The 26,192-nt window shown below is 74.4% G+C and carries 30 protein-coding genes and 1 pseudogene; 17 read left to right on the plus strand and 14 right to left on the minus strand.

Annotation, left to right across the window (positions count from 1 at the left end):
* Positions 1 to 155: 155 nt before the first annotated feature.
* A complete protein-coding gene (locus OG594_RS18635) occupies positions 156 to 1,073 on the plus strand; it encodes an NADP-dependent oxidoreductase (RefSeq protein ID WP_266603024.1) in 918 nt (305 codons plus the stop codon).
* An 84-nt stretch (positions 1,074 to 1,157) separates the two neighbouring features.
* Here the strand turns inward: OG594_RS18635 and OG594_RS18640 are convergent.
* From OG594_RS18640 to OG594_RS18670, 7 genes and pseudogenes are all read right to left on the minus strand, one after another.
* Positions 1,158 to 4,056: pseudogene (locus OG594_RS18640) on the minus strand (poly(A) polymerase).
* Positions 4,056 to 5,864, minus strand: a complete 1,809-nt coding sequence (locus OG594_RS18645) for an RNA ligase family protein (protein ID WP_266600313.1) — start codon at positions 5,862 to 5,864, stop codon at positions 4,056 to 4,058. Before OG594_RS18645 ends, OG594_RS18640 begins: the two are co-directional and overlap by 1 nt.
* 107 nt (positions 5,865 to 5,971) lie before the next feature.
* Positions 5,972 to 6,661 (minus strand): NAD(P)-dependent oxidoreductase, encoded by a 690-nt coding sequence (locus OG594_RS18650; protein ID WP_266600315.1) that lies wholly within the window; start codon positions 6,659 to 6,661, stop codon positions 5,972 to 5,974.
* A 137-nt stretch (positions 6,662 to 6,798) separates the two neighbouring features.
* On the minus strand, positions 6,799 to 8,331 hold the full coding sequence (locus OG594_RS18655; protein WP_266600317.1) for a hypothetical protein: 1,533 nt from the start codon (positions 8,329 to 8,331) through the stop codon (positions 6,799 to 6,801).
* Between the two features lie 74 nt (positions 8,332 to 8,405).
* Positions 8,406 to 8,891 carry a hypothetical protein gene (locus OG594_RS18660; protein WP_266600319.1) on the minus strand — a complete coding sequence of 162 codons (486 nt, stop codon included), beginning with the start codon at positions 8,889 to 8,891 and terminating at the stop codon, positions 8,406 to 8,408.
* A 67-nt stretch (positions 8,892 to 8,958) separates the two neighbouring features.
* A complete protein-coding gene (locus OG594_RS18665) occupies positions 8,959 to 10,182 on the minus strand; it encodes a DUF418 domain-containing protein (RefSeq protein WP_266600321.1) in 1,224 nt (407 codons plus the stop codon).
* On the minus strand, positions 10,179 to 11,165 hold the full coding sequence (locus OG594_RS18670) for a peptidoglycan binding domain-containing protein (RefSeq protein ID WP_266600323.1): 987 nt from the start codon (positions 11,163 to 11,165) through the stop codon (positions 10,179 to 10,181). The genes OG594_RS18665 and OG594_RS18670 overlap by 4 nt, the downstream gene beginning before the upstream one ends.
* A gap of 257 nt (positions 11,166 to 11,422) precedes the next feature.
* Here OG594_RS18670 and OG594_RS18675 point away from each other — a divergent pair, with 257 nt between their 5' ends.
* From OG594_RS18675 to OG594_RS18715, 9 genes are all read left to right on the plus strand, one after another.
* Entirely contained in the window at positions 11,423 to 12,469 is a 1,047-nt protein-coding gene (locus tag OG594_RS18675) for an NUDIX domain-containing protein (RefSeq protein ID WP_266600325.1), read from the plus strand.
* Positions 12,470 to 12,570: 101 nt separating this feature from the next.
* On the plus strand, positions 12,571 to 13,179 hold the full coding sequence (locus OG594_RS18680; protein ID WP_266600327.1) for a hypothetical protein: 609 nt from the start codon (positions 12,571 to 12,573) through the stop codon (positions 13,177 to 13,179).
* 70 nt (positions 13,180 to 13,249) lie between these two features.
* A complete protein-coding gene (locus OG594_RS18685) occupies positions 13,250 to 13,753 on the plus strand; it encodes an SRPBCC family protein (RefSeq protein WP_266600329.1) in 504 nt (167 codons plus the stop codon).
* 162 nt (positions 13,754 to 13,915) lie between these two features.
* Positions 13,916 to 14,650, plus strand: a complete 735-nt coding sequence (locus tag OG594_RS18690) for an SDR family oxidoreductase (RefSeq protein WP_266600331.1) — start codon at positions 13,916 to 13,918, stop codon at positions 14,648 to 14,650.
* A gap of 5 nt (positions 14,651 to 14,655) precedes the next feature.
* Complete coding sequence (locus tag OG594_RS18695) at positions 14,656 to 15,303, plus strand: GNAT family N-acetyltransferase (protein ID WP_266600333.1); 648 nt, start codon at positions 14,656 to 14,658, stop codon at positions 15,301 to 15,303.
* Positions 15,304 to 15,363: 60 nt separating this feature from the next.
* Positions 15,364 to 15,903 (plus strand): hypothetical protein, encoded by a 540-nt coding sequence (locus tag OG594_RS18700; RefSeq protein ID WP_266600335.1) that lies wholly within the window; start codon positions 15,364 to 15,366, stop codon positions 15,901 to 15,903.
* A 196-nt stretch (positions 15,904 to 16,099) separates the two neighbouring features.
* Positions 16,100 to 16,375 carry a hypothetical protein gene (locus tag OG594_RS18705; RefSeq protein ID WP_266600337.1) on the plus strand — a complete coding sequence of 92 codons (276 nt, stop codon included), beginning with the start codon at positions 16,100 to 16,102 and terminating at the stop codon, positions 16,373 to 16,375.
* A gap of 43 nt (positions 16,376 to 16,418) precedes the next feature.
* A complete protein-coding gene (locus OG594_RS18710; RefSeq protein WP_266600339.1) occupies positions 16,419 to 16,718 on the plus strand; it encodes a hypothetical protein in 300 nt (99 codons plus the stop codon).
* A 123-nt stretch (positions 16,719 to 16,841) separates the two neighbouring features.
* Positions 16,842 to 16,997, plus strand: coding sequence for a hypothetical protein (locus OG594_RS18715; protein ID WP_266600341.1), 156 nt, complete (start codon positions 16,842 to 16,844; stop codon positions 16,995 to 16,997).
* Between the two features lie 17 nt (positions 16,998 to 17,014).
* Here OG594_RS18715 and OG594_RS18720 read toward each other — a convergent pair whose 3' ends face one another.
* Complete coding sequence (locus tag OG594_RS18720) at positions 17,015 to 17,407, minus strand: hypothetical protein (protein ID WP_266600343.1); 393 nt, start codon at positions 17,405 to 17,407, stop codon at positions 17,015 to 17,017.
* Positions 17,408 to 17,430: 23 nt separating this feature from the next.
* Between OG594_RS18720 and OG594_RS18725 the strand changes: the two genes are divergently transcribed.
* Together OG594_RS18725 and OG594_RS18730 are read left to right on the plus strand one after the other, a co-directional pair.
* Positions 17,431 to 17,841 (plus strand): GNAT family N-acetyltransferase, encoded by a 411-nt coding sequence (locus tag OG594_RS18725; RefSeq protein ID WP_266600345.1) that lies wholly within the window; start codon positions 17,431 to 17,433, stop codon positions 17,839 to 17,841.
* Positions 17,842 to 18,137: 296 nt separating this feature from the next.
* A complete protein-coding gene (locus OG594_RS18730) occupies positions 18,138 to 19,088 on the plus strand; it encodes a class I SAM-dependent methyltransferase (RefSeq protein ID WP_266600352.1) in 951 nt (316 codons plus the stop codon).
* 83 nt (positions 19,089 to 19,171) lie between these two features.
* On the opposite strand, the gene OG594_RS18735 is transcribed toward OG594_RS18730, so the two are convergent.
* A complete protein-coding gene (locus tag OG594_RS18735) occupies positions 19,172 to 20,539 on the minus strand; it encodes a DEAD/DEAH box helicase (RefSeq protein WP_266603026.1) in 1,368 nt (455 codons plus the stop codon).
* A 185-nt stretch (positions 20,540 to 20,724) separates the two neighbouring features.
* A complete protein-coding gene (locus OG594_RS18740) occupies positions 20,725 to 21,231 on the minus strand; it encodes a MarR family winged helix-turn-helix transcriptional regulator (RefSeq protein WP_266600354.1) in 507 nt (168 codons plus the stop codon).
* 106 nt (positions 21,232 to 21,337) lie between these two features.
* Here OG594_RS18740 and OG594_RS18745 point away from each other — a divergent pair, with 106 nt between their 5' ends.
* Both OG594_RS18745 and OG594_RS18750 read left to right on the plus strand, forming a co-directional pair.
* Complete coding sequence (locus OG594_RS18745; protein WP_266600356.1) at positions 21,338 to 21,706, plus strand: HGxxPAAW family protein; 369 nt, start codon at positions 21,338 to 21,340, stop codon at positions 21,704 to 21,706.
* 217 nt (positions 21,707 to 21,923) lie between these two features.
* Complete coding sequence (locus OG594_RS18750) at positions 21,924 to 22,130, plus strand: cold-shock protein (RefSeq protein WP_033213830.1); 207 nt, start codon at positions 21,924 to 21,926, stop codon at positions 22,128 to 22,130.
* 79 nt (positions 22,131 to 22,209) lie between these two features.
* On the opposite strand, the gene OG594_RS18755 is transcribed toward OG594_RS18750, so the two are convergent.
* Positions 22,210 to 22,818 carry a TetR/AcrR family transcriptional regulator gene (locus tag OG594_RS18755; RefSeq protein ID WP_266600358.1) on the minus strand — a complete coding sequence of 203 codons (609 nt, stop codon included), beginning with the start codon at positions 22,816 to 22,818 and terminating at the stop codon, positions 22,210 to 22,212.
* 32 nt (positions 22,819 to 22,850) lie between these two features.
* Entirely contained in the window at positions 22,851 to 23,204 is a 354-nt protein-coding gene (locus OG594_RS18760) for a DUF1304 domain-containing protein (RefSeq protein ID WP_266600360.1), read from the minus strand.
* A gap of 123 nt (positions 23,205 to 23,327) precedes the next feature.
* On the opposite strand from OG594_RS18760, the gene OG594_RS18765 reads away from it, so the two are divergent.
* Positions 23,328 to 24,347 (plus strand): BtrH N-terminal domain-containing protein, encoded by a 1,020-nt coding sequence (locus OG594_RS18765; protein WP_266600362.1) that lies wholly within the window; start codon positions 23,328 to 23,330, stop codon positions 24,345 to 24,347.
* Between the two features lie 45 nt (positions 24,348 to 24,392).
* Here the strand turns inward: OG594_RS18765 and OG594_RS18770 are convergent, their stop codons facing one another.
* Complete coding sequence (locus OG594_RS18770; protein WP_266600364.1) at positions 24,393 to 24,731, minus strand: co-chaperone YbbN; 339 nt, start codon at positions 24,729 to 24,731, stop codon at positions 24,393 to 24,395.
* A 118-nt stretch (positions 24,732 to 24,849) separates the two neighbouring features.
* On the opposite strand from OG594_RS18770, the gene OG594_RS18775 reads away from it, so the two are divergent.
* Positions 24,850 to 25,119, plus strand: coding sequence for a hypothetical protein (locus tag OG594_RS18775; protein ID WP_266600366.1), 270 nt, complete (start codon positions 24,850 to 24,852; stop codon positions 25,117 to 25,119).
* Between the two features lie 46 nt (positions 25,120 to 25,165).
* On the opposite strand, the gene OG594_RS18780 is transcribed toward OG594_RS18775, so the two are convergent.
* Positions 25,166 to 25,531, minus strand: a complete 366-nt coding sequence (locus OG594_RS18780; RefSeq protein ID WP_266600368.1) for a hypothetical protein — start codon at positions 25,529 to 25,531, stop codon at positions 25,166 to 25,168.
* Positions 25,532 to 25,789: 258 nt separating this feature from the next.
* Here OG594_RS18780 and OG594_RS18785 point away from each other — a divergent pair, with 258 nt between their 5' ends.
* Positions 25,790 to 26,146 (plus strand): YciI family protein, encoded by a 357-nt coding sequence (locus OG594_RS18785; RefSeq protein WP_189742561.1) that lies wholly within the window; start codon positions 25,790 to 25,792, stop codon positions 26,144 to 26,146.
* The last annotated feature ends 46 nt before the right edge of the window (positions 26,147 to 26,192 follow it).

Genomic DNA, 26,192 nt, shown 5'->3' on the forward strand with positions numbered 1-26,192 from the left:
GCCGAGCCGTGTCGCGCCGTGTCGCGCCGCGCCGCGCCCGCCCCGCTTCGTGGGGCGGGCGCTTCGTGCATGGTGGGATGGGCCGGGGGCGGGTTCCACCAGCACACGGAGAGGTCGGGTACATGTCCCAGTCGGGCCGGAGCAGCCAGGAAACCATGCGGGCGATGGCGTACGAGACGTACGGCGGGACGGAGGTGCTCTCCGAGACCCGGTTGCCGATGCCCAAGGTCGGACCCGGTGAGGTCCTCGTCCGGGTCAAGTGCGCCGCCGTCAACCCCGTCGACTGGAAGATCATGGCGGGCGGGCTCGACCCCCTGATGGACGTGGTCTACCCGGTGGTCCCGGGCTGGGACGTGGCCGGCACCGTCGAGCGGGTCGGCATCGACACCCCCGAATACGCCGAGGGCGACGAGGTCATCGCGTACGCCCGCAAGGACTACGTGCACGGCGGGACCTTCGCCGAGTTCGTCACCGTGCCCGTGCGCGCCCTCGCGCACAAGCCGACCTCCCTCACCTGGGCCGAGGCCGCCGGCCTCCCGCTCGCCGGGCTCACCGCCTACCAGCTGCTCACCCGCCTGGGCACCGGCAAGGACGACACCGTCCTCATCCACGGCGCGGCGGGCGGTGTCGGCTCCTTCGGCGTGCAGATCGCCCGCGCACTGGGCGCCCGGGTCATCGGCACCGCCTCCCCGCGCAACCACGACCGGGTGCGCGAACTCGGCGCCGAACCCATCGAGTACGGGGACGGGCTCGCCGCGCGCGTGCGGGCCCTCGTACCCGACGGCCCCACGGTCGTCGCGGACTTCGTCGGCGGCGTCGGCGCCGTCACCCGGGAGGTGCTCCACGACGACGGCCGGCACGCCTCCATCGCCGACCCCAGTGTGCTCGGCGCGGGCGGCGAGTGGATGTGGGTCCGCCCGGTCGGCAGCGACCTGGCCGAACTGGGGCGGCTCGCCGACAGCGGACAGCTGAAGGTACCGGTCGCCACGACGTTCCCGCTGGGCGAGCTGGCGGCCGCCTTCGAGCTGAGCCAGGGAGGTCACACGGCAGGGAAGATCATCATCGAGATCTGACCCCCGTGCGCCCACGACCCACGACCCACGACCCGCAACGTCTGACCCACCACGCCTGAGCCACGGCCCCTGACCGCTCACTCCTCACACCTGGTCGGGTACCTCACCGCCGGCCGCCCAGGAGACCTCGACCCCCGCCAGGCCGGTCCGCCAGGGGCCGGCCAGGGCGGCCAGGCGCGCCGCGTCGGGCGGAGCGGCGCCGAGGCCGATCGCGTAGCGGGCCAGGGCCGGGTCCGACTCGAAGGGCCGGGGCCAGGCGTGCGCGTCCGTGACACCGGCCTCCTCCAGCGCGCCGAGCAGGGCCCGCAGTCGCCCGCGCACCCGGCCCAGGGTCTCCTCGAACTCCGCCCCGGGGGCCGTCCGTACGGTCACCACCGCCCAGGCGGCGTGCCGACGGTGCAACGACGGTGGCCCCGGGGCCCACACGGAGTCCGCCGGACCGGACTCCAACAGCTCCCAGGCCGCGTACAACTCCTGGACCAGCAGGTCGCGCAGGCCCGGCCCGACCTGGGCCGTGCAGCTGCGCACCGGCTCCGACGGGGTGAGGACCGTGACCGCGTCCGGCCCGCCCTCCGCCGCGCCCGGGCCCGCCGCCGACAGCGAGACGGGCGTCCGCCAGTCCCAGGCGGCCCACTTGCCGAAGAACTCGCGCAGCAGGGCGTCGGGTGGCAGCGCCCCGACCTCCTCCACCGTGCGCGCCGCGAGCACCGCCCAGGCCAGTCCGGGCAGTCCGCCGAACGGCGCCGAGTCCAGCCCGCGGGCCCGCGCCCACGCCTTCACCCGCCGCGCCAGCCCGGCGAACGCGGCCTGCCGCTGCGCACCCACCCCCTCCCGCACGGCATCGGCGTCGCTGACCGCGCTCAGCGCGAGCGCGGCCGCCTCGCCCAGCTCCGCCCGCCCTGCCACTGCGTACGCCGGATCCAGGTCGCCGGTGGCCACCGCGACCAGATCCACCGACAGCCCGCCGACGCGGAACCGCAGTCCCGGTACCCGCGCCCCCGTCACCTCGCGCAGCCGCCCCGCCTCCGGCAGCGCCGCCGCCACCCGGTCCCGTACGAGGGCCACATCGCCCGGACCGGGCAGCACCGCCACGAGGTCCAGGTCGGACTCCGGCAGTGCACAGCCCATGCGGCGCGACCCGGCCACGTGCACCTGCGCGTCGCCCAGGGCCGCCCGGACGCGCGCGGTGACCGACCCGGCGGCTTCCTCCCGGTCCGCGGCCTCCTCCCGGACCGCGGGCCCGGGCCGGTCCGCGGTCTCCGGCCGGTCCGAGCCCTCCGGCTCCCAACGGACCTCGCCCGTCCCCAGCGCCACCGTCGCCCGGACTCGCATCGGCCCGTCCCCGCGCCGCGAGAGCACGGCCAGCTCCCCGACCCGCGCGGCCACCGGGCCGCCGAGCCGGGCCGTGAAGGCCGCGACCGCGCGCTGCGGGTCCCGGCTGCGCCCCAGCGTCAGATGAGGGGTGTAGCCCTGGTGATCACCCGTACGTCCCCGACAGCCGTGGGAACCGCTCCGCCAGGGCGCGCCGGAGCTCCTGCCACGGCGCCTCACCGGAGGCGGCCGGGGCCAGCCAGACCGTGGCGTCCTCACGGTGCCCGAAGCTGTGCACACCCTCCAACCGGACGGGGAACGGCCCGGTCGCGGCGGCCGCCTCGGCCAGGAGCGGCACCGCATCGACGAAGGAGGACTCCGGGACGAAGCCGAAGAGCAGGTTCACGTGCGCCGGCCAGCGTCCGGCCTGCGGGTCGAGTTCGCGGCGCAGCTCCCGTACCGCCTCCGGCAGGGCCGGCGGCAGCCATGCCACCGCCGTCCGTGCCGTCGCCGGTACGTCGAGGCGCGCGGGCGCACCGCCCCGCTCCCCGAACTCCACCGTCGCCTCCACCCCGAAGTGGTCGGAGATGAACAACCCCTCGGGGGCAGGTGAGTCGCCGCGGAGTGCGGCCCGGGCCACCCGCGCCGTCGTGGACCGCAGCAGGATCCGGTCCAGCCGGGCCGCCCGGCCCGACAGCGAGCCCACCGCGGCCAGCGGATTGGCCACCGGGTCGAAGGTCGGCGTGTCGTCCGTCGCCCCGTGCACGTCGCTCCAGGCGTCCCGCATGCCGAGTGCGGCCGCGGGCCCCCGGGCGCCGTGGCGGCCGTCGTTGAAGTCGCCCAGCAGCGCCACCCCGGCCTCGACGCCGCCCAGCCCCTCGGCGAGCCGCGCCAGTTCGGCCTCCCGCCGGACGTCGCCGTTCTCGGTGTGGTCGCTGGTCAGGTGGGTGTTCGCGAGGACCAGGGGCCCGGCCGCGGTGTCCACCGTGACGGCGGTGACCGCCTTGTGCGGGCGGAACAGGTGCATCCCCGCCTCCCGCACCGGCAGCCGGCTGAGCAGCAGCAGCCCGCACTCGGCGACGTCCCGGCCGCCCGGATCCGTACCGAGGGTGTACGAGGCCCGCACCCACGGCGCCGCCAGCAGCATCCCGAGCAGCTCGGGTTCGACCTCCTGTAGCGCGATGACGTCGGCATCGGCGGCCGCGAGATCGGCCAGCAGCAGCGGCCTGCGCCGGGCGGTGGAGATGCGCGGGGCGTCGTACCGGTCCCAGAGCGTGTTCCAGGTCAGCAGCCGCACCGAGGCGGGCGCGGCAGCGGCCGCGCCGCCGCCGGGCACCGGCTCGGCGGGCCGCCAGGCGCCGCCGCCCGCCGGGTCCCACGCATGGGGGGTCCGGGCGGTGAAGAACGGGGCCCGCAGCAGCCGCGGATCGCGGACCCGGCCCGCCGCGGTGACATCGATCCGGTCCACGCCCGTGGCGCGGTCCCACACCAGCTCGCCGTCCGCCTCGACGAACAGCACCCGGTGCCAGGGGATGTCGCCGCCCGGCACGAAGGAGGGCAGCGGGATCCGCTTCGGTGCCGCCCCGCGCTGGAGCAGTCCGAGCACGAACCGGGCCGGATCGAACCGGGAGTCCCAGCGGACCTGGTGGTAGAGCTCCTCGCTGGTACGCATCAGTGCGCTCCCCGTCCTCGTCCCTGTCCGTGCCCTCGTCCCCGCCCCGTGCCGGCGGAGCCGCCCGCGAGGCCGCCCGCCGTGTCCTCGACGACCCCGGCCGCACCGATGTACCACGTCCGGTGCGCCTGACCGGCGTACGGCGGGCTGAACCGGTGCACCTGCGAGGCGAGCACCTGCGGCGGCACCGGATGCGGGCGCACGCCGTTGCGCCGCACCAGCTCCGCCTCCTCCACGAGCACCACGGCGTGGGTGACCAGCGCGTCGCGGCGCCGTGCGACCGAGCCTGCCAGGCCGCGCTGCTGGTCGGTGAGCGAGGTGGCGTCCCACACCACGGTCCCGCCGCGGGCCAAGGCCGCGTCGAGCCGGTCCAGGCCCTCGCCCAACACCTCTGCGTTGGCCCCCTGGTCCGCACGGGACCCCCGGGCCGTGCGCAGATCGTCCAGACTGACGTACACGTCCACCCCGGGCAGTTCGCGGCCGAAGGTGCTCTTCCCGCTGCCCGAAGGTCCGCACAGCTGCACCAGCCGGGGGAACGTTCCCTCGCGCCACTGCCACGTCGCCGCCACGGCTTCCTCCACCACGGAACCCGAGATCGTGCCCCGTGCGAAGGCCCGCCGCGCCTCGGCCCAGCAGCGGTCCGCGGCCTCCGTGCCCAGCCCGGCGAGCGCCTCGCGCAGCCCGGCCCGCAGGGCCTCCAACGGATCCGGGCCGAGCAATCCGGCCTCCTCGGCGCACAGCGCGGACCATTCCGTGCACTCCCGCGCCTCGGGCCCGTCCGCCAGCGCCCCGGCGAGCGCGTGCAGCACGCCGAGATCGGCCGCAGCGGCCATCCGGACCAGCCCGGCCCGCCGGTCCTCGTCCGGGAACGGCCGTTGCAGGTACGGGTACAGCCCCACCAGATCGGCGACCCGTCGCGCGAGCCCCATTCCGGCCGGGCCCGCAGCGATCCGCGCCGCGATCCGGGCCCGCGGCTCGCGGTGGAGCACGGCCGCCAGGACACCGGCCAGCCGGTCCTCCCCGGTCCGCCCCGCCCCGTCGATCCGGGCCGCGACCTCGGCGACCTCGTCCGCGTCGGCGGCCCCGGTGCTGTCGGCGGCTGCGGTGGCATCGGTCCCGCTCATCCCGAGGGCGGCGGACAGCCCGGGCACATCGACCTCGGCCCCCGAGCGCACCGCCCACAACGGGGCCGTCGGCCCGAGCCCGTTCGGCACGACCTGCGCGAACATCCAGTGCGTACTCGTCTGCACGTGGCCGCCCCGCACCCACTTGGCCACGCACCGGCCGAAGTCCTCGCGCGCGAAACCGGCCGCCGTGCGCACGACGTACCCCTCCTGGCGCGTCGTGTCGAGCTTCAGCTTGCGCAGCGCGCGCTCGTCGAAGGTGCCCCGCCACAGCACGCGCGGGGTGGGAACGCCCAGGCCGCGCAGGAACCGTACGGTCCGGTCCCAGTCCAGGCAGTGCTCCCCGTCCCACACCGAGAACCCGTAGAACCAGCTGTCCAGGTCCTCGTACGGGATCGAATGCCGGGCGTAGAGGTTCTCCCCGCACACCCGCCTCCCGGCCGGGATCCCCGGGCCGATGCGGCCCTGGAGGCCCTTGACCCAGGCCCGCGAGGGGTGGTGCGCCGAGTCGAGCGAGCGCGCGTGCAGTCCGTCCGCGTACAGGGTGGTGTTCTCCCCGTCGAGCTTCTCCGTCACCACGACCTCGCGCCCGGCCAACCCCGTCAGTCCGACGGCCCGGACGTCGTCCGCCGCCGCCCCGGGGGACCAGGGGAGGTGCGGCGTACGGGGATAGTGGATGCGCATGGTCCGCTCCTGCTCGACATCGGGTGCCCCGTCACTGTAGGTAACCCGACCGGACGCATCCACCCAATAACACCGTCCGCACGCCTCGTGCACGCCCTCCCGGTCGCTCAGTGGGCGACGGTGAACCGTCGGCCCGCGTGCGCGTCGCGCTCGATCTCGTCGATCAGGGCGACGGCGAAGTCCTCCGTAGAGATCCGGCTCCGGCCCTCCTCGTCGACCACCAGGTCGTCGAGCCCCAGCCGGTACGTGCCCGTCCGCTCGCCCGGTGCGATCTGCGCGGGCGGGCTCAGACAGCTCCAGTGCACCTGCTCCACGGGCACGGTGCGCAGGAAGTCCAGGGCGTCGCCGTGGGCGCGCATCACCGCCAGGACGGCCGCCGGAGCGCCGGCCCCGTCCCGGACCAGCGGGCCGCCGGGGGTACGCAGCGACCCCGCCCCGCCGACGATGACCACCCGCGGCGCCGGAGCGTCCCCACCGAGCGACCGCACCCCGCCGATCAGCGACTTCGCGGCGGTCACCAGGTCGGTGGGGTCCCCGAGGCCGGGTCCGAAGGCGCTGACCACCACGTCGTGCCCGGCCGCCACCGCGGCCACCGACGCCGGATCGAGGACGTCGCCGCGCACCACCACGATCGTCCCGGTCCCGGTCCCGGTCCTCGACCCCGTCCCGCTCACGGTGTCCGGGAGCCCGGCGGGATCGCGTACGACGGCCGTGACCTCGTAGCCGCGCCGGAGCGCTTCGCGCAGCACCCGGGTTCCGACGGTGCCGGTCGCGCCGAAGAGGGCGATCTTCGTCATGGCGACTCCCTGGGGGTGGAGGGCGGTACGGGCTCCGGTCGGGCCCCGTCCGGTCCATCCAAGCGAAACCGCCCGCCACCCCCGGGCAGCCGGGCCGGGGCCGGTCGGCTGAACCGGGCCCGGGGGTCGCGGGGCCGTCAGCCCGGTACCGGCACGGGCACGGGCACGGCGGCGGCGAGTTGGCCGGCCGCAGCGAAGTGCAGTCGCTCCAGCCGGGCCGCGTACGGCCAGCCGGCCGCCCGGTAGAAGCACAGGTCGCTCGGGATCGGCACGGCCCGCAGGTCGGCGGCGTGCGTTCCGTCCGGCAGCTCGGTGGCCGCCGCGAGCAGCGGGTCCGCCGAACCGGCCCACTCGCCGACCGGGGCGGGCCGCGGCCACGGCTCCCCGGTGTTGGGGAACAGCCACCGGGTGTCCCGGGCCATCCGCGCGGCGAAGTCAGGGCCCGCAGCGGCCCTCCGGGCCAGCCGTGCGAGGGTCAGCAGCAGGTCCGGCAGGGACTCGGCGAGCAGGGCCAGCTCCGGGTACTCCCGCAGGCTCTCGCCGTCGCCCGGCACGGAGACGACGTACCCCCACCGGCCGGTCGCCGGGTCGATGCGGATCTGCGCGAGGGCGTGGCCGCGCCCGTGGCCGATCCGGGCGAGCGGCCAGTACGAACCGTCACCGCCCAGCATCCGGTGCAGTTCGGGGTCCACCGCGTGCTCGGGCGCCCCGGGCAGCAGCCGCAGGGCCGGGACTCCCGCGATCGCCACTCCGCCGATCTCCCGGAGCACGGTCCGGACCTCCTCGGGGACCGGGACCGCCCAGCCGTCCATGACGGAGTCGGCGCACCCCGCGTCGAGCACGACGAAGCCGGGGCAGCCGTCGGCCAGTTCCCGCAGCTCGGCCACCGCACGCCGGGCGGCATCGGCCGGCACGCGGTGGCGGCGCACGGCCCGGCCGAGGAAGTCCCCGCTGACCACGCTGCGCAGCAGGAGGGCCCGACCCCCACCCACGATCTGGAACTGGATTTCGCTGCTTCCGGTGTCGGCCGTGTCGTGGAAGGTGGAGAAGTACGGTTCCCAGTCCACGGCGCACGGATAGCCCGGCAGGCCGTGCAGGTCGACGAGATCGGTGAGCGGGTCGCCGCGGCCGACGAGCGCGCCGAGCTCGGCGTCGAGCCCCTGGCCCGCCTCATCCTCCTCGCCACCCTCAGCTCCCTCGGCGAGTTCGACGGTGGAGGTGGCCGGAACGGAGAACTTCCCCCGCGGCCGGTCCGCCACCCCGTCCGCGAACCGTTCGGCGAAGCCGGCGAGCCATGCGGTGAAGTCCGGTGCCTCGACGGTGACATCGGGGTCGGACCCCCACGGGTTGACGGCGACGACGGGCCCCCAGCCGGCGCCCCCGACCCCCACGATCAGCGAGCCTTCGCCGAAGTCGGTTTCCCCCAGGGTCCAGCAGCCGTCCGTGAACACCTCACGGCCGCGCGGTCCGAAGCGGTACTCGTGGTCCTCGGTCTCCAAGCCGCCGATCTCCCGCAGGACGGCCCGCACCTCCTCGGGCACCGCCACGGCCCAGACGTCCAACTCCGCGTCCGTGAACCCGTCGAACAGCTCCAGTTCGTGCGGCCGCTCCCGCGCCAGTTCCTTCAGCGCCCGCACGGCATCCACCGCCGACGGCCCCGCCTCGTACATCTTCTTGGCTCCCCGTGTCGTCCGTTCCGCGGCTCCGAGGGTATCCCCGCGGCCGCTGCGGACCACGGCCGCCCTCAGCGGCAGAGGGCGACGACGGACGGATGCACGATGCCCTTGGCCGCCTCGCACAGGGAGGCCATGTCGTACGGACGCTGCGGCGCCGGCCGGGGCTTGGCCACCGTCGGCGGCCGCTTGCGGGGCTTCGCCGGGGCCGCGGTCTTCACCTGCTTGGCGGGCCGCCGGGGGCGCGGGGGCTTCGTGTCGACCCGGCGCGGGCGGTGCGGCCGTTCGGCCGCGGCCGGCGCTGGTGCCGGAGCCGGTGGCGGCCCGGCCTCCGAGACCGCGCGCGGTGCGGGCGGCGCGGGCGAGGAGGCTTCCGGCGACGTCGGGAGCGGCCCCAAGGGCAGTGCGAGGGGCGTCGGTTGCCGCTCCTGCGCACGGGCCGCCGCGGGCTCCGCCGCTCGCGGCGCGTCCGGCAGCGCGGCGGGACGCACCGTCAGGCACCCGGTGGCCAACACGAGCGCGGCAAGGGGCAGGGGCAGGGCGAGGCGCAGCTGCATCCGCCCACCCTGCCGTACCGGCGCCGCGTGAGCCGAACCCATCACACGGACGGGTGACGGCGCGCGCTCAGGCCCGGCCACGCCCCGAGGCGGCCAGCCGGAGCACGTGTTCCACCGGGCCGCGGCGCAGCGGGCTTTCGGCCCAGATCAGCTGCCAGGCCCAGGTCAGGGCCAGGGCCGCGCCGCTGAAGGCCAACCAGGCGGACCAGGACGCGGCGCCGTGTGCCGGACCGGCCAGCACCAGCGCGTGGACGACGTACGCGCTCAGCGCCATCGCCCCGAGCACCGTGAGCGGCCGCAGCAGGCGCGCGCCCACCCCGTGCCGTGCGGCGAGCGCGCACAGGCCGATGAGGGCGCAGCCCACCCCCGCGTTGCCCAGGGTCTCGAGCGGGGTCTGGCTGTAGGGATCGGCCACCAGCAGCCAGTCCCAGGAGGTGCTGGGCACGGCGCCGTACTGGCCTTGCAGCACCTCCCGTACGGGATCGGCCGCGGCCAGGGCCTCCGGGTGGTGGACGGAGATCGTCTCCAGCAACCGCTGTCGGGCGCCGAAGACGTGGCTCGCGAGCCACGCGGAGCCGTATCCGGCGAACGCGGCCACCGTGCCCCACGCCGCCATCCGCCGGGCCACGGACCGCTCCCGCACCTCGCACAGCCGGGCGAGCGCCATGCCGACCAGCACGTACGGGAAGTACGTGGCCAGCGGATACGCCCCGGTGAGCAGCAGCTCCAGCAGTACCGCACCCAGCCCGGACCAACTGGCCAGATCGGCGACCTCGGGGACCAGCCCGCGCCCGGACGCCTCGTACCCGAACACCGGGCCCAGCAGGAACGACAGCAGCGGGCCCGCCACCACCGAGACGCCCGCCACGACGGTGAGCACCGGGGTGGACAGCCGGGTGAAGGGCTCGGCCGCCAGGAAGTACACGGCGAAGAAGGCCAGGATGACCAGGATCCCGGGCCACAACGAGGCCAGCCACACGCCGAGTACGGCCAGCAGCGCGCAACGGATCAGCAGCGGGCGCCAGCGGCGCGCCCAGCCCTGCGGGCGCTGAGCCGGGTCCAGTCCGCGCTGGGCGAGGACCAGGGAGAAGCCGGCGAGCAGGGTGAAGAGGGCCGGAGCGCGCCCGTCGGCCGCGACGAGGAGGTAACCGGCGCCCTCCGGCTCCGGGCTGGGGCCGACGTGCACGGCGAACATGCCGAGGACGGCCAGTCCGCGTACGGCGTCGACCCCGGCCAGCCGGCCGCCGGACCCCGTGGCCGGGGCCGCCGCCCGCGCGCCTGCGCCCCTCACGCGCCGCACGTCACACGGTCGCGCGGGGTGTGGCGGGTCTTCATCGTCTCCCGCCCGACCTCCTTGCCGCCCCGTACGAACACGCGGTCGACGGCCACGTCGAAGCCCTCCAGCGGGGATTGGGGCTCGCACTTCGGGCCGCCGCCGGTGCGCACGGGGGCGAGGCGGCCCCGGCCGTCGACTTTCAGGCTCAGGTGCTTGGAGGGGACGGCGGGGGAGAGGGACATCTTCCGGCCGGCGACCGCGAGGGTGACGGGGGCCGACAGCGCCGGCTCGGCGAATTCCTTCAGGGCCCGGTCGGTCTCCGGCCGGCCCACCTTCGGCTCGGTCCGCCCAACGGGCAGGGCGAGCGGTTCGGTTCCGCCGCCCGGGTCCGAGGTGCGCGGGTAGCCGGTGCGCAGGGCGTCCAGCGAGCCGTCCACGTCGACGGCGATCCCCGTGGCCGGGGCGACCGCCCAGGCCTTGCCCTGGGCGAAGGTGACGGAGCCCTCCCGGGCCCGCACCCCGGTCTTCTTCCCGGTGCCGTCCAGGGCGGCGCGGGCCGCCTTCTCGTCGAGGCGGACCACCGGGGCCAGATCGGGATCACCGGAGGCGAAGAGCCGGCCGATCACGGTGAGCGGGTCGGAACCGGTGCGTGCGGCCCGGTCGGCTGTCGCGGCGCTGTCCAGGGACAGGCCGAGCGCCGCCGGGTCGGCCCGCTCGGTGCGCTCGCCGATCCGCAGCGCGACCGGGGCCGCGGCGACCGGGCCGAGCGCACGGTCGAGGGTCTGCCGGGCCTCGTCCCGGCTCATCCCGCCCATGGCGACGCCGCGGACCTTCGTTCCCGCGGCGACCTCCTCACCGGTGAGGAGCAGCCCGGCGGCGTACGGCCCGCCGAAGCCGACGGCCGCGGCGCCCGCGGCCGCGCCGGCGATCCCCGTCGCGGTCCACCTCCTGCCGGGTTCCGCCGGGGTGCCGGTGCCCGTGGGGGAGGCGCGTCGCATGTGGGGGTCTCTCCTGGGTCCGTCGGGTCCGTCGGGTCCGTCGCGTTCGTGCGGTGCCTGAAAGCTGGTCGGACCGACGGCTTTCACGCCGCCAGTCCGCATCCGGAACGTACCAGGGAGTACATAACCAAGTAATAAGGAGGTATAGGGGTGGCAAAGACGTTGCGTGTCGGAGAGGGCGGGCGGGGCGCCGTAACCCGGGGACCGTGCCCGCTGTTGCACAGGCCGGCAGGTCCACCCACGGTGAACGGAGTCCGATGCCGCAGCTGACCGACCAGGGCGCGATCGACGAACACGACGCGATCGACGAACACGAGCGGGAGCGGACGGGAACCTGGATGACCCCGGCGGAGTACGGGGCCTCGCGGGCCGCCGTGTGGACCGCGGCCGTCGTCCTCGTCACCGACACCCGCGGCCGGATCCTCGTCCAGAGCGTCGACTACCGTGCCGACCGGCTGCTCCCCGGCGGGGCCGTGGACGCCGGCGAGGCGCCGTCCGCGGCGGCCGCCCGGGAGCTGCGCGAGGAACTCGGCGTCGACGGACGCTACCCGCGCGGCCTCGCCGTGGACTGGATCCCGGCCGACACCCCCGGCTTCCCGCCCGAGATGCGCTTCCCCGGCGAGATCCTGCACGTCTACGACGGCGGTACCTGGACCCCCGACCGGATCGAGGCCGTCCGACTCCCGGCCCAGGAGATCACCGCCATCCACTTCGCCGAACCGGCCGACCTGCCCGCCCTGATGGACCACGGCGACGCCCGCCGCGCACTGTCCGCCCTGCGCGCCCGCATCAACGGCTCCGGTGCCGCCCTCCTCGAGGACGGCCGCCCCACCGCACCGACCGCCCTCGACCGGCTCGGGGTCCTGCGCACCCGGCGGATCCCGCAGCACGGTGCCTGGCACCCGGGTCCGGTACCGGCGCGGCTGCCCGTACGGGACCGGTCGGCCTGGCTCTTCGCCCCCGACGGCCGGGTCCTGGTGCTGATCTCCCGGGCCACCGGCGCCGCCCACCTCCCGCCCCCGACGGCCGCAGCCACCGAGGACGCCGCCCCGCTCGGCTACCGGCACGGCGAAGAGGGCGCCCACGCCCGCACCACGGCCCGCCTCACCGGCCTCCCCCCGGGCACGGACCCGGAGTACGCACGCCTGCTGGCCACCCCCGAACAGGTCCGCGAACTGAGCGACTGGGGACGGGCGGGCGCCGACGAACTCGCGGCGGTCCACGCCGCCCGCGCCCGTTTCGGCCTCCCCGTCCCCGCCCGCACCCCACCCACGGAACTCCCCGGGGAGGACGCTCGCCGGTGAAGTGTCGGCGGCGCCGGCCTGGCGTTGCCGGGGGCGCTGTCAGTGGGCTGTCAGTGGCGCTGTCAGTGGCGCCGTCAGTGGCGCCCCCTACCGTCGACCACATGGGTTTCACGAGCGCCTGGTCGATCAGCTGCCACGAGGACTCCGTGATCGCGGACCTCGCGCCGCGGACGGCGGCGGCCATCGAGGCCGACCGCACGTGCCCGCGGGCCCGCCGCCGTTGGGCGGCCTGGCAGCGTGCCCCGCTCCCCGACCACCGCACCTGGTGGACGTGCACCCCGGCCGAGGACGAGGCGATCCGCTCCTTCCAGGACCTGACCCGTCCCGGCCGCCACGTCGACGACCTGTGCGCGTTCCCGTTCGTGGACGACGTCTGGGAGCGACAGCCGGACCAGGAGCTGATGTTCGTGTCGGTGCACGGCAAGGCGTACCCGGTCAGCGCACTGTTCCACGCCGTCGGCCCCGAGCGCGCGGCCCTGCTGCCCGGCTGGTGCGGGAACTTCCTGCTGACCGCAGCCGGAGCACGGCGGGCACTGCCCGCGGTGGAGCGGGCCCTCGGATTCGGCCCGGCGGAGCGGGTGCGGGCGCAGGAGCAGGTCTGGCTGGACCACGAGCCCCGCGAAAGCGTCCTGGACGGCCCGCTCCGTGTGTGGCGGGCCGCGGTGCAGGCCGGCCTCGGGCTGTGCGGGCTGGCCTTCCACGTGTACTGACCCGCCCCGCGGCCACCGCCATGATCGGGAAATCCGGCGTCCGCGGTCCGTGGTCCCGCAGCATGGGGCCATGAGCGACAGCGCGATCACCTACACCCTGTACATCCAGGCCGATCCCGCCAGGGTCTGGCAGGCCCTCACCGAGCCCGCCTTCACCCGCCGGTACTGGGGCCTGAGCTTCGAGACCGACTGGGCGGTGGGCTCGCCGATGGCCTGGGTCGAGCGGGGGGCCCGTACCAGCGACCCCGAGCAGGTGGTCCTCGACTGCGTCCCGGACCGCCTGCTCTCCTACACCTGGCACACCTTCACCCCGCAGTGGGCGGCCTCGGTCGGGATCGGCGAAGAACTGCGGGCCGAACTGGCGAAGGAGCGCCGTACGAAGGTGACGTACGAGATCGAGCCCGTCGGCGACACCCTCGCACGGCTGACCATCCTGCACGAGGACTTCGAACCCGGCGGAACGCTGATCGGCATGTGCGGACGGGCCTGGCCGATGCTCGCGTCCAGCCTCAAGACCCTGCTGGAGACTGGGGCTCCGCTGCCGGAGGCGGACCAGGAGGCGGGCGAGGGCTGAAGCGTGATGCGGAGGGCCGGTACGCGTCCGCGTCCGCGCCCCCGGGCGTCCCGAACGGCCCGGCCCTCCCCGGTCCCCCTCCCCGCTCCCCCCCTCCCCGGCCCAACCGCCCTGCCCCGCACCTGAGATCATGTGTACCGACCACGAATCAGGAGCGCAGACATGGCACTGGAGCACCACCGCGTTGTCATCACGGCCGCCGGCCGCGACTTCGGGCGCACCCTCGCCCTTCGTTTCGCGAGCGAGGGCGCCGAGGTCCACCTCTCCGCCCGCACCCTCGAAGCCGCCGAGCGCGTCCGCGAGGAGATCCGCGCCCAGGGCCACGACGCGGACCGCGTCCACGCCTACGCCTGCGACCTCACCGATCCCGCGTCCGTACGGGAGTTCGCCGCCGCGGTCGCCGCCCGCACCGACCACGTGGACGTGCTCGTCAACAACGGCTCCCGCTACCAGCACGGCACGGACCTGCTGTCCGCGTCCGACGAGGACGTGACCGACACCCTCGCCTCCGGCGCCACCGGCACCGTCCTGGCCACCAAGGCCTTCCTCCCGCTGCTCCTGAAGTCGACCAAGCCGGACATCGTCACCATGGTCTCCGGCTGCGGGGAGACCGGCCACCACCGTTCCGACGCCCACGCCGCCTTCTACGCGGCCAAGAGCGCCCAGGCCGGTTTCACCGAGATCCTCTCCCGCAGGCTGCGCGACCAGGGCGTCCGCGTCATCTCCCTCTACCCGCCGGACTTCGACAACCACGACCCGCTGTCGGAGTCCTGGGAGGGCGCGCCGCGCACGGCGAAGGACCCGCTCACCTCGCAATCACTGGTGGACTGCATCTTCTTCGCGATCGGCCAGCCCCGCGACTGTTTCATCAAGTCGTTCCACTTCGAGCAGGTCTGACGGTCATGGGGCGGACGTTGACCGAGATCCTGGACGCTGCCGCCGAGGGGCGTTTCCCGCCCCCTGACGGCCGCACGACCGTGGTCCCGCAGGAACACCGGCGCGACGCGGGCGTCATCGCCTTCACCGCACACTCCGTGGTGTTCACGGACGAGGACCCGGACTGGGTCCGCGCCACCCTCGCCGCCCTCGACTGCGACGCGCTGGCCGCCACCATGAACCCCCGGTTCCTGGCCGCGCTGCTCGACCGCACGGGACGCGGCACCGACACGATCGACCTGCTCACCGTCGCCGGTCCGCTGCCCGGCGCACCGGCACTGGAGCTCGTGGAGACGACCGACCCCGACCACCCGCGCGTGCGCAGGGCCCTGCGCCGCCGCCACGACGTACGGATCTGGTCGGCGGCCGGGGGAGTCCTCGTCCTCGGCCGTGGAGTCGCGGGCCGCTGGGAGGCGGCGGTCGAGGTCGACGAGGGCGTGCGCCACCGCGGACTGGGCCGGGAGCTGGCCCGTGCCGCCCGCCACCTCGTCCCCGACGGGCAGCCGGTCTGGTCCCAACAGGCCACCGGGAACGCGCGCAGCATCCGAGCCTTCCAGGCCGCGGGCTACCGACCGGTCGGTGCGGAGGCCCTGATGCTGGCTCCGCACTGCTGAACAGGCGCTGACGGCACCCTGACCGCCGGCTGCTCGTGGTGATCGTGTGGAATGGGTGCCATGGCGCGAGGAAACGACCAACAGCGACCCGCCACGGGCATACCGGTGCGGGGCCCCATGAACGGCCCCGACGCCGAGGAGCCCCCCGAGCACTGGCGCTACGTCCGCCACTTGGAGTCCTTGGCCGCGGCGCCGGTCCCGGGCGCGGGCGCGGAGTTCGAGGCGGAGGTCGTGGTCGCCGTACTGCGCGATCCCGACCGGGTGATGGCCGAGAGCGCGGTGGTCACCCACCTCGACCGGCGAGCCGTACGACTGCTCGCGGACGAGGAGTTCGCCGCCTGGGCCCGGGCCATGGCCGCCGCCCTTGCCGGGCGGCCCTTCCCCGAGCGCCGGCTGCGGGAGTGGAGCCTGCTCAAGGCCGTCACCCGGGGTGAGCCCTGGTCCGCCGAGGAGCTCACCGCAGCCTCCGACTGGTGCCAGCGCACCGCCGTCCGCCTGTTGAGCTCGTACGAGGCCCTGACCCTGCTGGCCACCGACGCCCGCACCCGCAGGGTCCGCAACGCGGCCGTCGAACGCCTGCGCCGCAGCACCACGTTCTGAACCGGTCAGGGCGTCGGTCCGGGCCTTGGTCCCGCGAAACCGCCCCGACCAGCGTGACACGGATCCATGAGCGAGACCCGTACGTGACGGTGGGCGAGCCGTGATCCCACCCGCGTCCGGACCGGCCGGGGGCGATGTCGGTGGGGTGTGGTCAGATGGTCGCACCATCTAGTCCACTTACTGAGAGGCCGAATCCGTGCCCGTGTACCCGTCGCTGACCCTTGCTCTGACGGAGGCCCTGGTCGACGTCCTCCGGTTCATCGATGGCAGCGAGGACGATCAGATGGATCAGGACGACGCCGTCAAGATGCTGGAGTGGGTGGCCCACCTGTTGGGCCGGCTGTCGGACGACCAGCGCAGCGAGTTCGTCGACGTGCTCGGGCAGATGGCCGAGGAAGAGGGCGATCCTGCGCGCCGCGCGTTCCTGCGGGAGTTCCCCGAAGACTTCGGGCTGGTCGAGGAACCGGCCTGACCCGGCCGCCGTACGCACCAGGACCCGCCCGACCCCGGCGGGCGTGCCGGAAACCGCGTGTCCGCCCCGGTGTTCGCGCACCTGGCTTCGGCGCGCGCTCCAACTCGTCCTCACCGTATCCGCGTTCACCGTGGCGGCCGCCGAGCTGCTGCTCGACGGGTACCCCGACATCGACGGGCCGGGGGCGGCGCGGCTGACCGAGAAGGGCCGCGGCCCCGGCCCGACCCCGCTCGCCCACCCGCTGTCGGCGGCCCGGCCGGAAGCCGTGCGCCGCTACGATCCCGAGCCGGTGTCGATCGGTTGGACCAACCGGTATGACATGCGCGGTGGGCGGGGCTGCTGATGCTGGCGCGCCCGCGCGGCGTCCAGGGGCGGGTCGCCGCCGGGTGGCCGCCGGGTGCCTCGGGGCGCTCGGTGTGCGAGAACCCGCTGCGGGACCGGGTCCGCACGGAGCTCCATCCGGCTCTTGCGGCCCTGGGACGAGAGGCTGCGGCTGTGGATCCGCCGGGGCACCGACGACGACCGGAGGCGGCGCGGTGTCACCGACCCGGACGACGACTGGTGGGCGGTCGCGTACCACTATCGGGCCGCCGACGATGGCGACGAGAGGCCCCCGGGGTGACCGTCTCTCGCAGCGGCTCATGCGGCGAGGCGCCGTCGGACGAACGGCGCCGTGCCCAGGACGAGGGCGGCGAAGACGACCAACCGCTGGAGGCCGGGCTGAGCAGCGAGGTTGCTGCTCTGGATGCCGTAGGTCGCGTACCAGTTGGCAGCGAGGTCGGTCGCCAGGATGACGCAGGCGAGGTCTGTTCCTCGACGCTTGCCGCCGATCAGAAGCGCAGCCGCGAGCGGGTCGAGGAGCGCCAGCGAGGACCAGTAGAGGTTGAGCCATCTCGGAGCCCAGTCGTAAGGCCGAAGGCCGTGGTGAAGCAGATCGGTGAGGTGCACAGCTGCGCCGACCAGCAGGCCGGCCGCAACGACGCACACCAATAACACCAGCCGGGGTGGGGTGCGGTGCATCCAAGCGATCACGCCTCCGATCGTCGCAGCCGCTGGTGCGTCCCGTCAGGCAGCCTGCCGTCCGTGGTGGAACCACCGCCCCGTCGCGGCCCCTGGAGGAGGCGGAGCAGTGGATCCGCGAGCGGCTCGGCGACGGCCGCTGGCTGGCCTGGGTCGCGGAGACCGGTGGCGAGGTCTGCGGCCACGTCTTCCTCTGCCCGGTGGAGAGGGTGCCTGAGCCGTACGGCGACAACACGCCGATCGGCTACGTGACCAACTTCTTCGTCATGCCGCCGCAGCGGATCAAGGGAATCGGATCGGCGCTCCTCGAAGCCCTCGAACTGCACTCACGCAGGGCCGGGTTCGACACCCTGATCGTCTGGCCGTCGGATCGCGGCAGCCCTCTCCACCGGCGTTGCGGTGACCAACCTCCTGAAGAACTGGTGGAGTTGCCACTCGACCAGTGAGGCGTGCCGCTTCCGGCGACGCCACGCCACACCGCCCGAGCGCCGGCGCCAGGGCCGCCACCCGGAGGCCCTTGCCGTCGCACCGGGCGAGAGCGCCGAGGCCGCTGGCCGCACTGCCCGCGGGCCGGGCGTGCCGCTCAAGGTCATCACGCGCGGAGGGCCCCCGTCCGCTGAGCATGAATAACAGGAAGATCTTGCTCACATCTCGTCACACGTCCGTTCAGGGCTTAGGGTGCCGTTACCCGGCCGGGTATCAGCGTGAAGACCGATGCCACTTCGCTGGAGGATGACTCTCCGTGTCGCACGTTCCACAAGCTTCCGTCACGACCCCCGACGGTGAGCCAGCCCCGCTCGTCCCCACCACGTACGACGAGGTCAACGGCTGGTTCTCGGCCTACGACCAGGCGCTCTTCGACTGGTTCCTGACGCGTCAGAACAGCGGCGAGGGGCAGCCGGGCGACCTGCTGGAGCTCGGTGCCTTCATGGGGAAGAGTGCGATCTTTCTCGGCCGGTACCTCCAGCCCGGTGAGGAGTTCACCGTCTGTGACCTCTTCGACTCACCCGCGACGGACGACTTCAACATCGCCGAGAACCGCGAGTCCTACCCCACGCTCACGCGGCGCGGCTTCGAGACGAACTACCTGGCCTTCCACGAGGCGCTGCCGACGCTTATCCAGGCCCCCACCTCGGTCGTCGCCGACCAGGTCAAGCCGGCGAGCTGCCGGTTCGTGCACATCGACGCCTCGCACCTCTACGAGCACGTCGTCACGGACATCGCGTCCTCGCGTCTGGTCGCGGTTCCGGACGCCGTGGTGGTCTTCGACGACTACCGCTCCGAGCACACCCCCGGCGTCGCGGCCGCCGTGTGGGCCGCGGTGGTCACGGGCGAACTGCGCCCCATCTGCGTCTCGGCCATGAAGCTCTACGCGACCTGGGGGGACCCCGAGCCCCACCAGGCGGCGCTGCTCGCGTGGCTGGAGGAGCGCGCCGACCTCCGGCACTACGTGGAGATGATCGACGGCCGCCCGCTGGTACGCATCGAGGACCGGGGCGTGGTCGTGCCGGTGCCCCAGCCGCTGCACCCCGCGCCGCGGACGGAACCGGCGCCGGTCCCCGCTCCCGCTCCCGCCCCCGCTCCCGCCGCCGCGCGCAGGCCCGGCGTCCGCTGGCGCAAGCTGGCCAAGGACCTGCTCCCGCCCGTGGTCACCCGCGCGATCGTGGCTCGCAACCGCCGCCGCAGGGGCTGACACCGGAAGGGACGACCCGACGGGGCTGACACCACGCCCCCGGACCGGGATCCGGTCCGGGGGCGTGGTGCTGCGTACGCGTGTCAGACGCCCCGGCGGACCCGGGCCGCGCGGCGGGCTTCGGCCTGCTGGCGGGCCTCGATCGTCTTGCGGGACTCCTTGCCCCGGCCGGGGCGGGTGCCCATGCCGCGGAAGGCCAGGTCCGAGCCCGAGGGCTTGCCCTTGGCGTCGGTCGGCGCGGAGCCCGCCAGCGGGACCCCGGAGGGGGCCTTGGCGCCGGTGATGCGGGTCAGCGCCGCCTCGCCGGAGCGCACCTGCGTGATCGTCGGCCGGATCCGGGCGTCGGAGAGCAAGCGGACCATGTCCCGGCGCTGGTTCGGGGTGACGAGGGTGACCACCCGGCCGCTCTCGCCGGCCCGCGCGGTGCGGCCGCCCCGGTGCAGGTAGTCCTTGTGGTCGGCGGGCGGGTCGACGTTGACCACGAGGTCGAGGTCGTCGATGTGGATGCCGCGCGCGGCGACGTTCGTCGCGACCAGCACGGTGACGGCCCCGCTCTTGAACTGCGCCAGGGTCCGGGTGCGCTGCGGCTGCGACTTGCCGCTGTGCAGGCCCTCCGCGCGTACGCCCATCGCCCGCAGGTGCTTCACGAACTGGTCGACCCCGTGCTTGGTGTCGAGGAACATCAGCACCCGGTTGTCCCGGGCTGCGATCTCGGTCGCCGCCGAGACCTTGTCGGCCGCGTGGATGTGCAGCACGTGGTGGTCCATCGTGGACACCGCCCCCGCCTGCGGGTCGACGGAGTGCGAGACCGGGTCCTTCAGGTACTTCCGGACGAGCTGGTCGACATTGCGGTCCAGGGTCGCCGAGAACAGCATCCGCTGGCCCGCGTGGTGCACCTGGTCCAGGATCTCCGTGACCTGCGGCATGAAGCCCATGTCGCACATCTGGTCGGCCTCGTCGAGCACGGTGATCTTCACGCGCTCCAGGTGTACGTCCCGCCGCCCCACCAGGTCGCTGAGCCGCCCGGGGGTGGCCACCACGACCTCGGCGCCGGTGCGCAGGGAGCTCACCTGGCGGCCGATGGACAACCCGCCGACCACGGTGGCCATCCGCAGCTTCAGGGCCGCGGCGTACGGCTCCAGGGCCTCGGTCACCTGCTGCGCCAGCTCGCGCGTCGGTACGAGGACCAGCGCCAGCGGACGCTTCGGGTCCGCCTGCTGTCCCGCCGTACGGGCCAGCAGCGCCAGGCCGAAGGCGAGGGTCTTGCCCGAGCCGGTCCGGCCGCGACCGAGGACGTCCCGGCCGGCCAGCGCGTTCGGGAGCGTCGCGGCCTGGATCGGGAAGGGTTCCGTCACGGCCAGCGAGGCCATGGTCTCCACCAGCTCAAGGGGCAGGTCGAGCTCGGCGAAGGACTCCACCGGCGCCAGCGCCGGCTCCTTCGGCGCGTGCATCGTGAACTCACCCTGCGGGCCGAGGGTCCGGGGGGCCTTGGCGGTGGTCCGGGCACCGGCCTTGGCACCGCCCTTCACACCGAAGCGCCCATGAGCTGACGGGTTCCTCATGCAGGACCTTTCGAGACGGAGAGAACGAGGGGAGAAAGAAGGAGATGGTCAACCGCCCATGGTACCAGCGGGGGCTAAGCCTCCCCGGCGGTCAGTTCCCCGGTCAGTTCCCCGGACCGCACCTGCGCACAGTGCGCGCGGATCTCGACCGCCGCGCGGCCGAACCAGTCGGCGATCACGGCGATCTCGTCTGGGGTGTAGTCGGTGAAGAGGGCGGCCAGCCGGTCGTACATCGGCTGGTACACGGCGACGACCCGCGCGGCGGCCGTGGGGTCGGCCACCACCCGGACCCGGCGCCGGTCGGCCGGGTCGGGGACGCGCCGCGCGTATCCGGCGCGTTCGAGGCGGTTGAGCACGCCGGTGACGGCTCCGGTGGTGAGGTCCAGCAGTCCGGCGAGGTCACCGGCGGCGAGCGGGGCGTCCCCGGCGCCCAGGATGTGCCCCAGGCAGGTCAGATCGGTGACGTTGAGCCCGAGCAGCTGCGCCACTTCCTGCTGGCCGACGATGCCGAGGGCGACGTACTGGTCCATGCGCGCAATCGCCTCGCCGGCCGTGGCCGGGGGGCGGGTCTTGCCCTGCACCCACATACTCCTTAGGATCTAAGTTACTTAGCAAGTGAGATGCTTACCTCGCGAAATAAGCTTCCCGCTTCCGAGCGTACTGCCGTCGGTCCGACCAGGGAGAATCATGAGCGCGCACGGCCACGTAGACCTCGGCCACACGGTGGCCGGCTGGACCGGGACCGCCCTGGCGCTGCTGGGCTTCGCCGGAGCGGGCGGTGCCGTGTGCGCGGCCTGGATCCCCGGGATCTGGATCGGCCTCGGCATCGTGGTCGTGGCCGGGATCGTCACCTGGCTGCTGCACCTCGCCGGGTGGGGCAAGCCGAGCGGACCCCGGCCGGAGGTCGACTGGGACTGGCGCACCCGGGACACCGGCGCCCGAGCGGGGCACGCCGACTGCCTCGGCTGCCGCGTCAGTGGGCCGCGCCGGGCCCTCGCGGCAGCCCCTCGGCCCCGATCCGCCGCGCCGCTGCCCGCTGCGGACAGCAGCGCGTGAACGGCGCCCGGGTCCGGCCGCGGCGGCCCGGCCCGAGCGCCCCTCGAAGGGCTCCGCACGGAGCCGTTCCCCCTTTCCGCGGACAAGGCGGCCAGAAGTTCGAATGCGCGCCGCGCCCCGGTTGGCCGCGTCCAGCGTGTGCTCGGGGGGACCGTTGGGCAGGATCGAGACGGCCGCGCGTGCGGCCCGCAGTGGAACGTTGTGAAGGATCAGCCAGATGGCAACAGGCATCGTGAAGTGGTTCAACTCGGAGAAGGGGTTCGGCTTCATCCAGCAGGACGACGGCGGCCCCGACGTGTTCGTGCACTTCTCCGCGATCGAGACCACCGGGTTCAAGTCGCTGGAGGAGAACGCGCGCGTCGAGTACTCCGTCTCCCAGGGTCCCAAGGGTCCGCAGGCCGAGAAGGTGGTTCCCCTCAGGTAGTCCACTTCACGGGCCGAGCCCGTGGCGCGAAGCCCCGCCGGCCCGCCCGGCGGGGCTTCGCGCGTTCCGCACGGTCCCGCTAGCGGGTCCGGGCCGCCCTCGGCCCGCCGTCGGGCCCGATCGCGCGGTGGAGGGCCAGGAGCAGCCGCCACAAGTGGTCCGCCAGGGTTTCCGGATCCGCCCGGATGTCCTCGTGCAGCCAGTCCGCGAACACGCCGGTGAACGCGGCGGCGACCGCCGACGCGACCAGCTCGGGGTGCGGGGCGCCCACCGCCGCCCGTTCCGCCCGGGCCCGGGCGCGCAGCTCCCGGTGGAGGCGCCTGCCGAGCGGGCCGCCGCCGCCCGGGAGGAGCAGGGTCCGGTAGAGCGGCGCCCGGTCGGCCGCCTCCGCGAGGAAGGCGGCCAGCGCGGCGGGCGGCCGGGCCGGGGGGAGTGGCGACGGACCGGTCTGCCAGGCGTGCAGGGCGTCGACCGCCGCGTGCACCACGTCCGCGCAGGCGTCCACGGCGAGCGCGGTGAGGTCCTCGTAGTGCAGGTAGAAGGTGGCGCGGCCGACGCCGGCCCGGCGCACCACCGCCGAGACGCTGACCTCGGCGAGCGGCCGGTCCGCGCACTCGGCCAGCAGGCTTTCGCGCAGTCGCCCCTTCGTCCGGGTCGTGCGCGGGTCTTCCGTGCGCCCGTCTTCCATGCGCCCGTCCTCCGTGCGCGGGTCCTCCGGGCTCACGCGGCCAGCAGCGCGGCGCCGAGGGCGAGGGCGCCGGGCAGCGCCTGGGCCACGAGGATCCGGCGGTTGGCGGTCGCGGCCCCGTAGATCCCGGCGACGACCACGCAGACGAGGAAGAAGACCTGGGTGGCGAGCGAGTCGATCACGAGCGACCAGACCAGTCCGGCGGCGAGGAAGCCGTTGTAGAGGCCCTGGTTGGCGGCGAGCGGTGCCGTGAGGCGGGCGGTGTCCGCGTCGAAACCGGACAGCGCGCGCCCGGGGGGCCGCTGCCACAGGAACATCTCCAGGACCATGAAGTACACGTGCAGCGCGGCCACGAGGCCGATCAGGATCGATGCGACCGTGTGCATGGCCGCCTCCACTTCTGGGGGGTCGATGTACGGGCGGTTGCGCCGTGCCGGCGTACCGGCCGGTATTTCCTGGACAACTGTACAGGAAGTCCGGCTGTCGGACCTCGCGGCTACGCTGGCCCGATGACCGAGCAGGCACCCCGGCCGAAGCCCACCGGACTCCTCTACGAGGACTTCGGCACCGGGCGGCACCGCGAGAGCTCACTCGTCCGGCACGCACTCGGCAGCGTGCACGAGGAGGAACTGATCGCGGGCCTCGCGGGCGGGATCGGCTTCATGTACTTCGTCTTCGAGTACGCCGGGCACCCGCCCCTGCTGACGATCGTCGCGCAGGCCCACCCCGACCCCTGGGTGGAAGCCGCCCTCGACCGGCTCCGCGTCCCCTACGAGGTCACCCACAGCTCGCGGCCCCGCTGGGACCGCGTGCGCGCCGCCCTCGACGCCGGACGGCCGGTGTTCTGCACCGTCGACCGGTCCCGCCTGCCCTGGCACGGCGGTACCTCGGACGAGATGACCGGAGCCGATCCGTACACCGTGGTCCTCGCCGGGTACGAGGGCGACGACCTCTACGTCGAGGACGGGGCCCCGGCCCCGTACCGGATCGCGGAGCGTGAGTTCGGCGAGGCCTGGACCGGCCACCGCAAGGGCCGTCACCGGATGCTCGTGCCCACCGGCCCCGCCACCGGCCCGCCCGACGTCGACGGGGCCGTGGCCGCCACCGCGGCCCGCCTCACCGGTCCGGTGCTGGGCAACAGGTTCGACGTCAACTTCGGTTTCTCCGGGATGGAGAAGCTCGCCGCCCAACTGCGCGACGGCCGCACCCGGACCGGCTGGGAGCGCCGCTTCGGCTCCCCGGAGGCCTTCCTCTCGGGGACCCGGCGGCTGTACGCGTGCCTGGAGGAGGAGTGGACCGCCCCCGGCGCCACCCGCCCGCTCTACGCGGACTTCCTCGACCTCGCCGGACGGCCGGAGGCGGCCGCCCTGTTCCGCGACTCGGCCGGCAACTGGTCCCGGCTCGCGGAACTGGCGCGCGCGGCCGCCCCGGACGCGGACGCCCCGGGGCGGCGCGCCCTCTTCGACGAGCTCGCCGGCCTGGTGGACGGCTCCCTCGCCCTGGAACGACGCGCCGTAGCCCTGCTCTGAGCGCCCGGAACCGCGGAACTCCAGAAGCCCGGAACGCCGGAACCCTCAGAGGTGGGCGTCCAGGAACGCCCGGAACTCCTCGAGCGTCATCGGCCCCGCCTGGCTCGCGACCGCCCCACCGTCCTTGATGAGCACGGCGGTCGGCGCGCCCTCGACCCCGTAACGCCCGGTCGGCCCGGGGCAGCGGGTCATGTCGGTGCGGACGGCGGTGAACCGCGTCCCGTACTCCTCCATCAGTTCCCCGACGACGGCGTCCATCGCGCGGCACGCCTCGACGGCCTTGGGCCAGGAGCCGCAGAAGTACGCGAGAACGGGCCCGGTCGTCATCGAGAGGATGAAGTCGAACTCCTGGTCCTCCAGTGGCTGGTGCACCCGACGTGCCATGCGTGTCGCTCCTCGCTCGTGCGCCTCCCCGGATCGGGAGGGCGGCCCCCATCATCGCCGCCCCACCGGACCGCGGCCGCCGGGGCCGTTGTCAGTGGCGGCTGTGAAACTGAGCGGCATGGACGACAGGATGCTCCGGCGCCGGGTATACGGCGCCGACCACGAGGACCCCGACCCCGGACCGCGACCCGGACACACCTACGGCGAGCTCGTCGGCGGGCCGCTCGACGGGCTCCTCCTGGACATCACCGGCTGGAGCGGCCCCCAGCTCGCCGAAGAGGCCAGGCTCCCCACGGAGATAGGGCGCTACGGAGCGGGCGGCCGCGCCCACTACCGCCGCCGCACGGGGGACCCGGGCCACTGGGACTGGACGGGAGACAGCCGCTGACGGCGGGGTCCGCCCGGTAGCCGGTGCACGGGCCGGTCCGGTGGCCTCAGGCGTTCCGGCTCACCTTGCGGGCCCAGAGCACCAGCGGCACCTGTAGGGGCAGCCGGCCCAGCGTCACGGCCCGGACGGCGGGGGAGGCGTGGCGCGCGTCGGCGGCCATCTTCAGGTTCGCCGGGAACACGCCGACGAAGAACGCCGCCGTGGCCAGCGCGGCCGCCCGGCGGGTGCGCGGATGGGCGACCCCGACGGCGAGGGCGAGCTCGGCCACCCCGCTCCCGTACGTCCATGCGCGCGGGCTGCCCGGCAGCGAACGGGGGATGATCGCGTCGAACTTCCCGGGCACGGCCGCGTGGGCGACCGCCATCGTGGCCAGGAGGCCGGCCAGCAGGCGGGGGGAGGAGACGCGGGGCATCGGGGGATCCTCTCGAAGGTGTCCGGACCCGCGATCCTACTCGTGAGTAGCCAGGTGTGGGTGGGCTCCGTGAGGTCCGGTCGTGACATCCCGTCCGGACGCCCGGTGCCCCGGTGCGTCGGCCGGACGGGGGACTTCGGTGGCCGCGCCGGGAAAATCTTCGAAGAATTTCCCGGAGGCTGTCGATCCGGGCGTCTCCCGTTCGACGCAGGGGTGAGAGGCGGGGAGAGTCCCCGCCCTCCTGACCGAGGAGCCACCATGCCGCGCTTCCTGACGATGATCCGCATCGACGAGCAGGACCTGCCCAGCGACGAGTTCCCGCCCGAGTTCGAGCAGCGCATGGGCGCGCTGCTGGAGGAGATCACCAAGGCCGGGGTCATGCTCGACACCGCAGGGCTGCTCCCCACCTCCGCGGGGACCCGGCTCAGCTGGTCCGGCGGGAAGATCAGCTACACCGACGGACCCTTCACCGAGACCAAGGAGGTCGTCGGCGGCTACTCCCTCACCCAGTGCAAGGACAAGGCCGAGGCCATCGAGTGGACCCGGCGGTTCCTTGAGATCCACCCGGTGGAATGGAAGGTGAGCGCCGAGGTCCGGGAGATCCAGGAGATGTGATCCCGGCGCGCCCGCGCCGCGTTTGCCCTGCCCCGTCACGGCTGCT

It is taken from the genome of Streptomyces sp. NBC_01214, from assembly GCF_026340975.1.
Classification (GTDB): domain Bacteria; phylum Actinomycetota; class Actinomycetes; order Streptomycetales; family Streptomycetaceae; genus Streptomyces.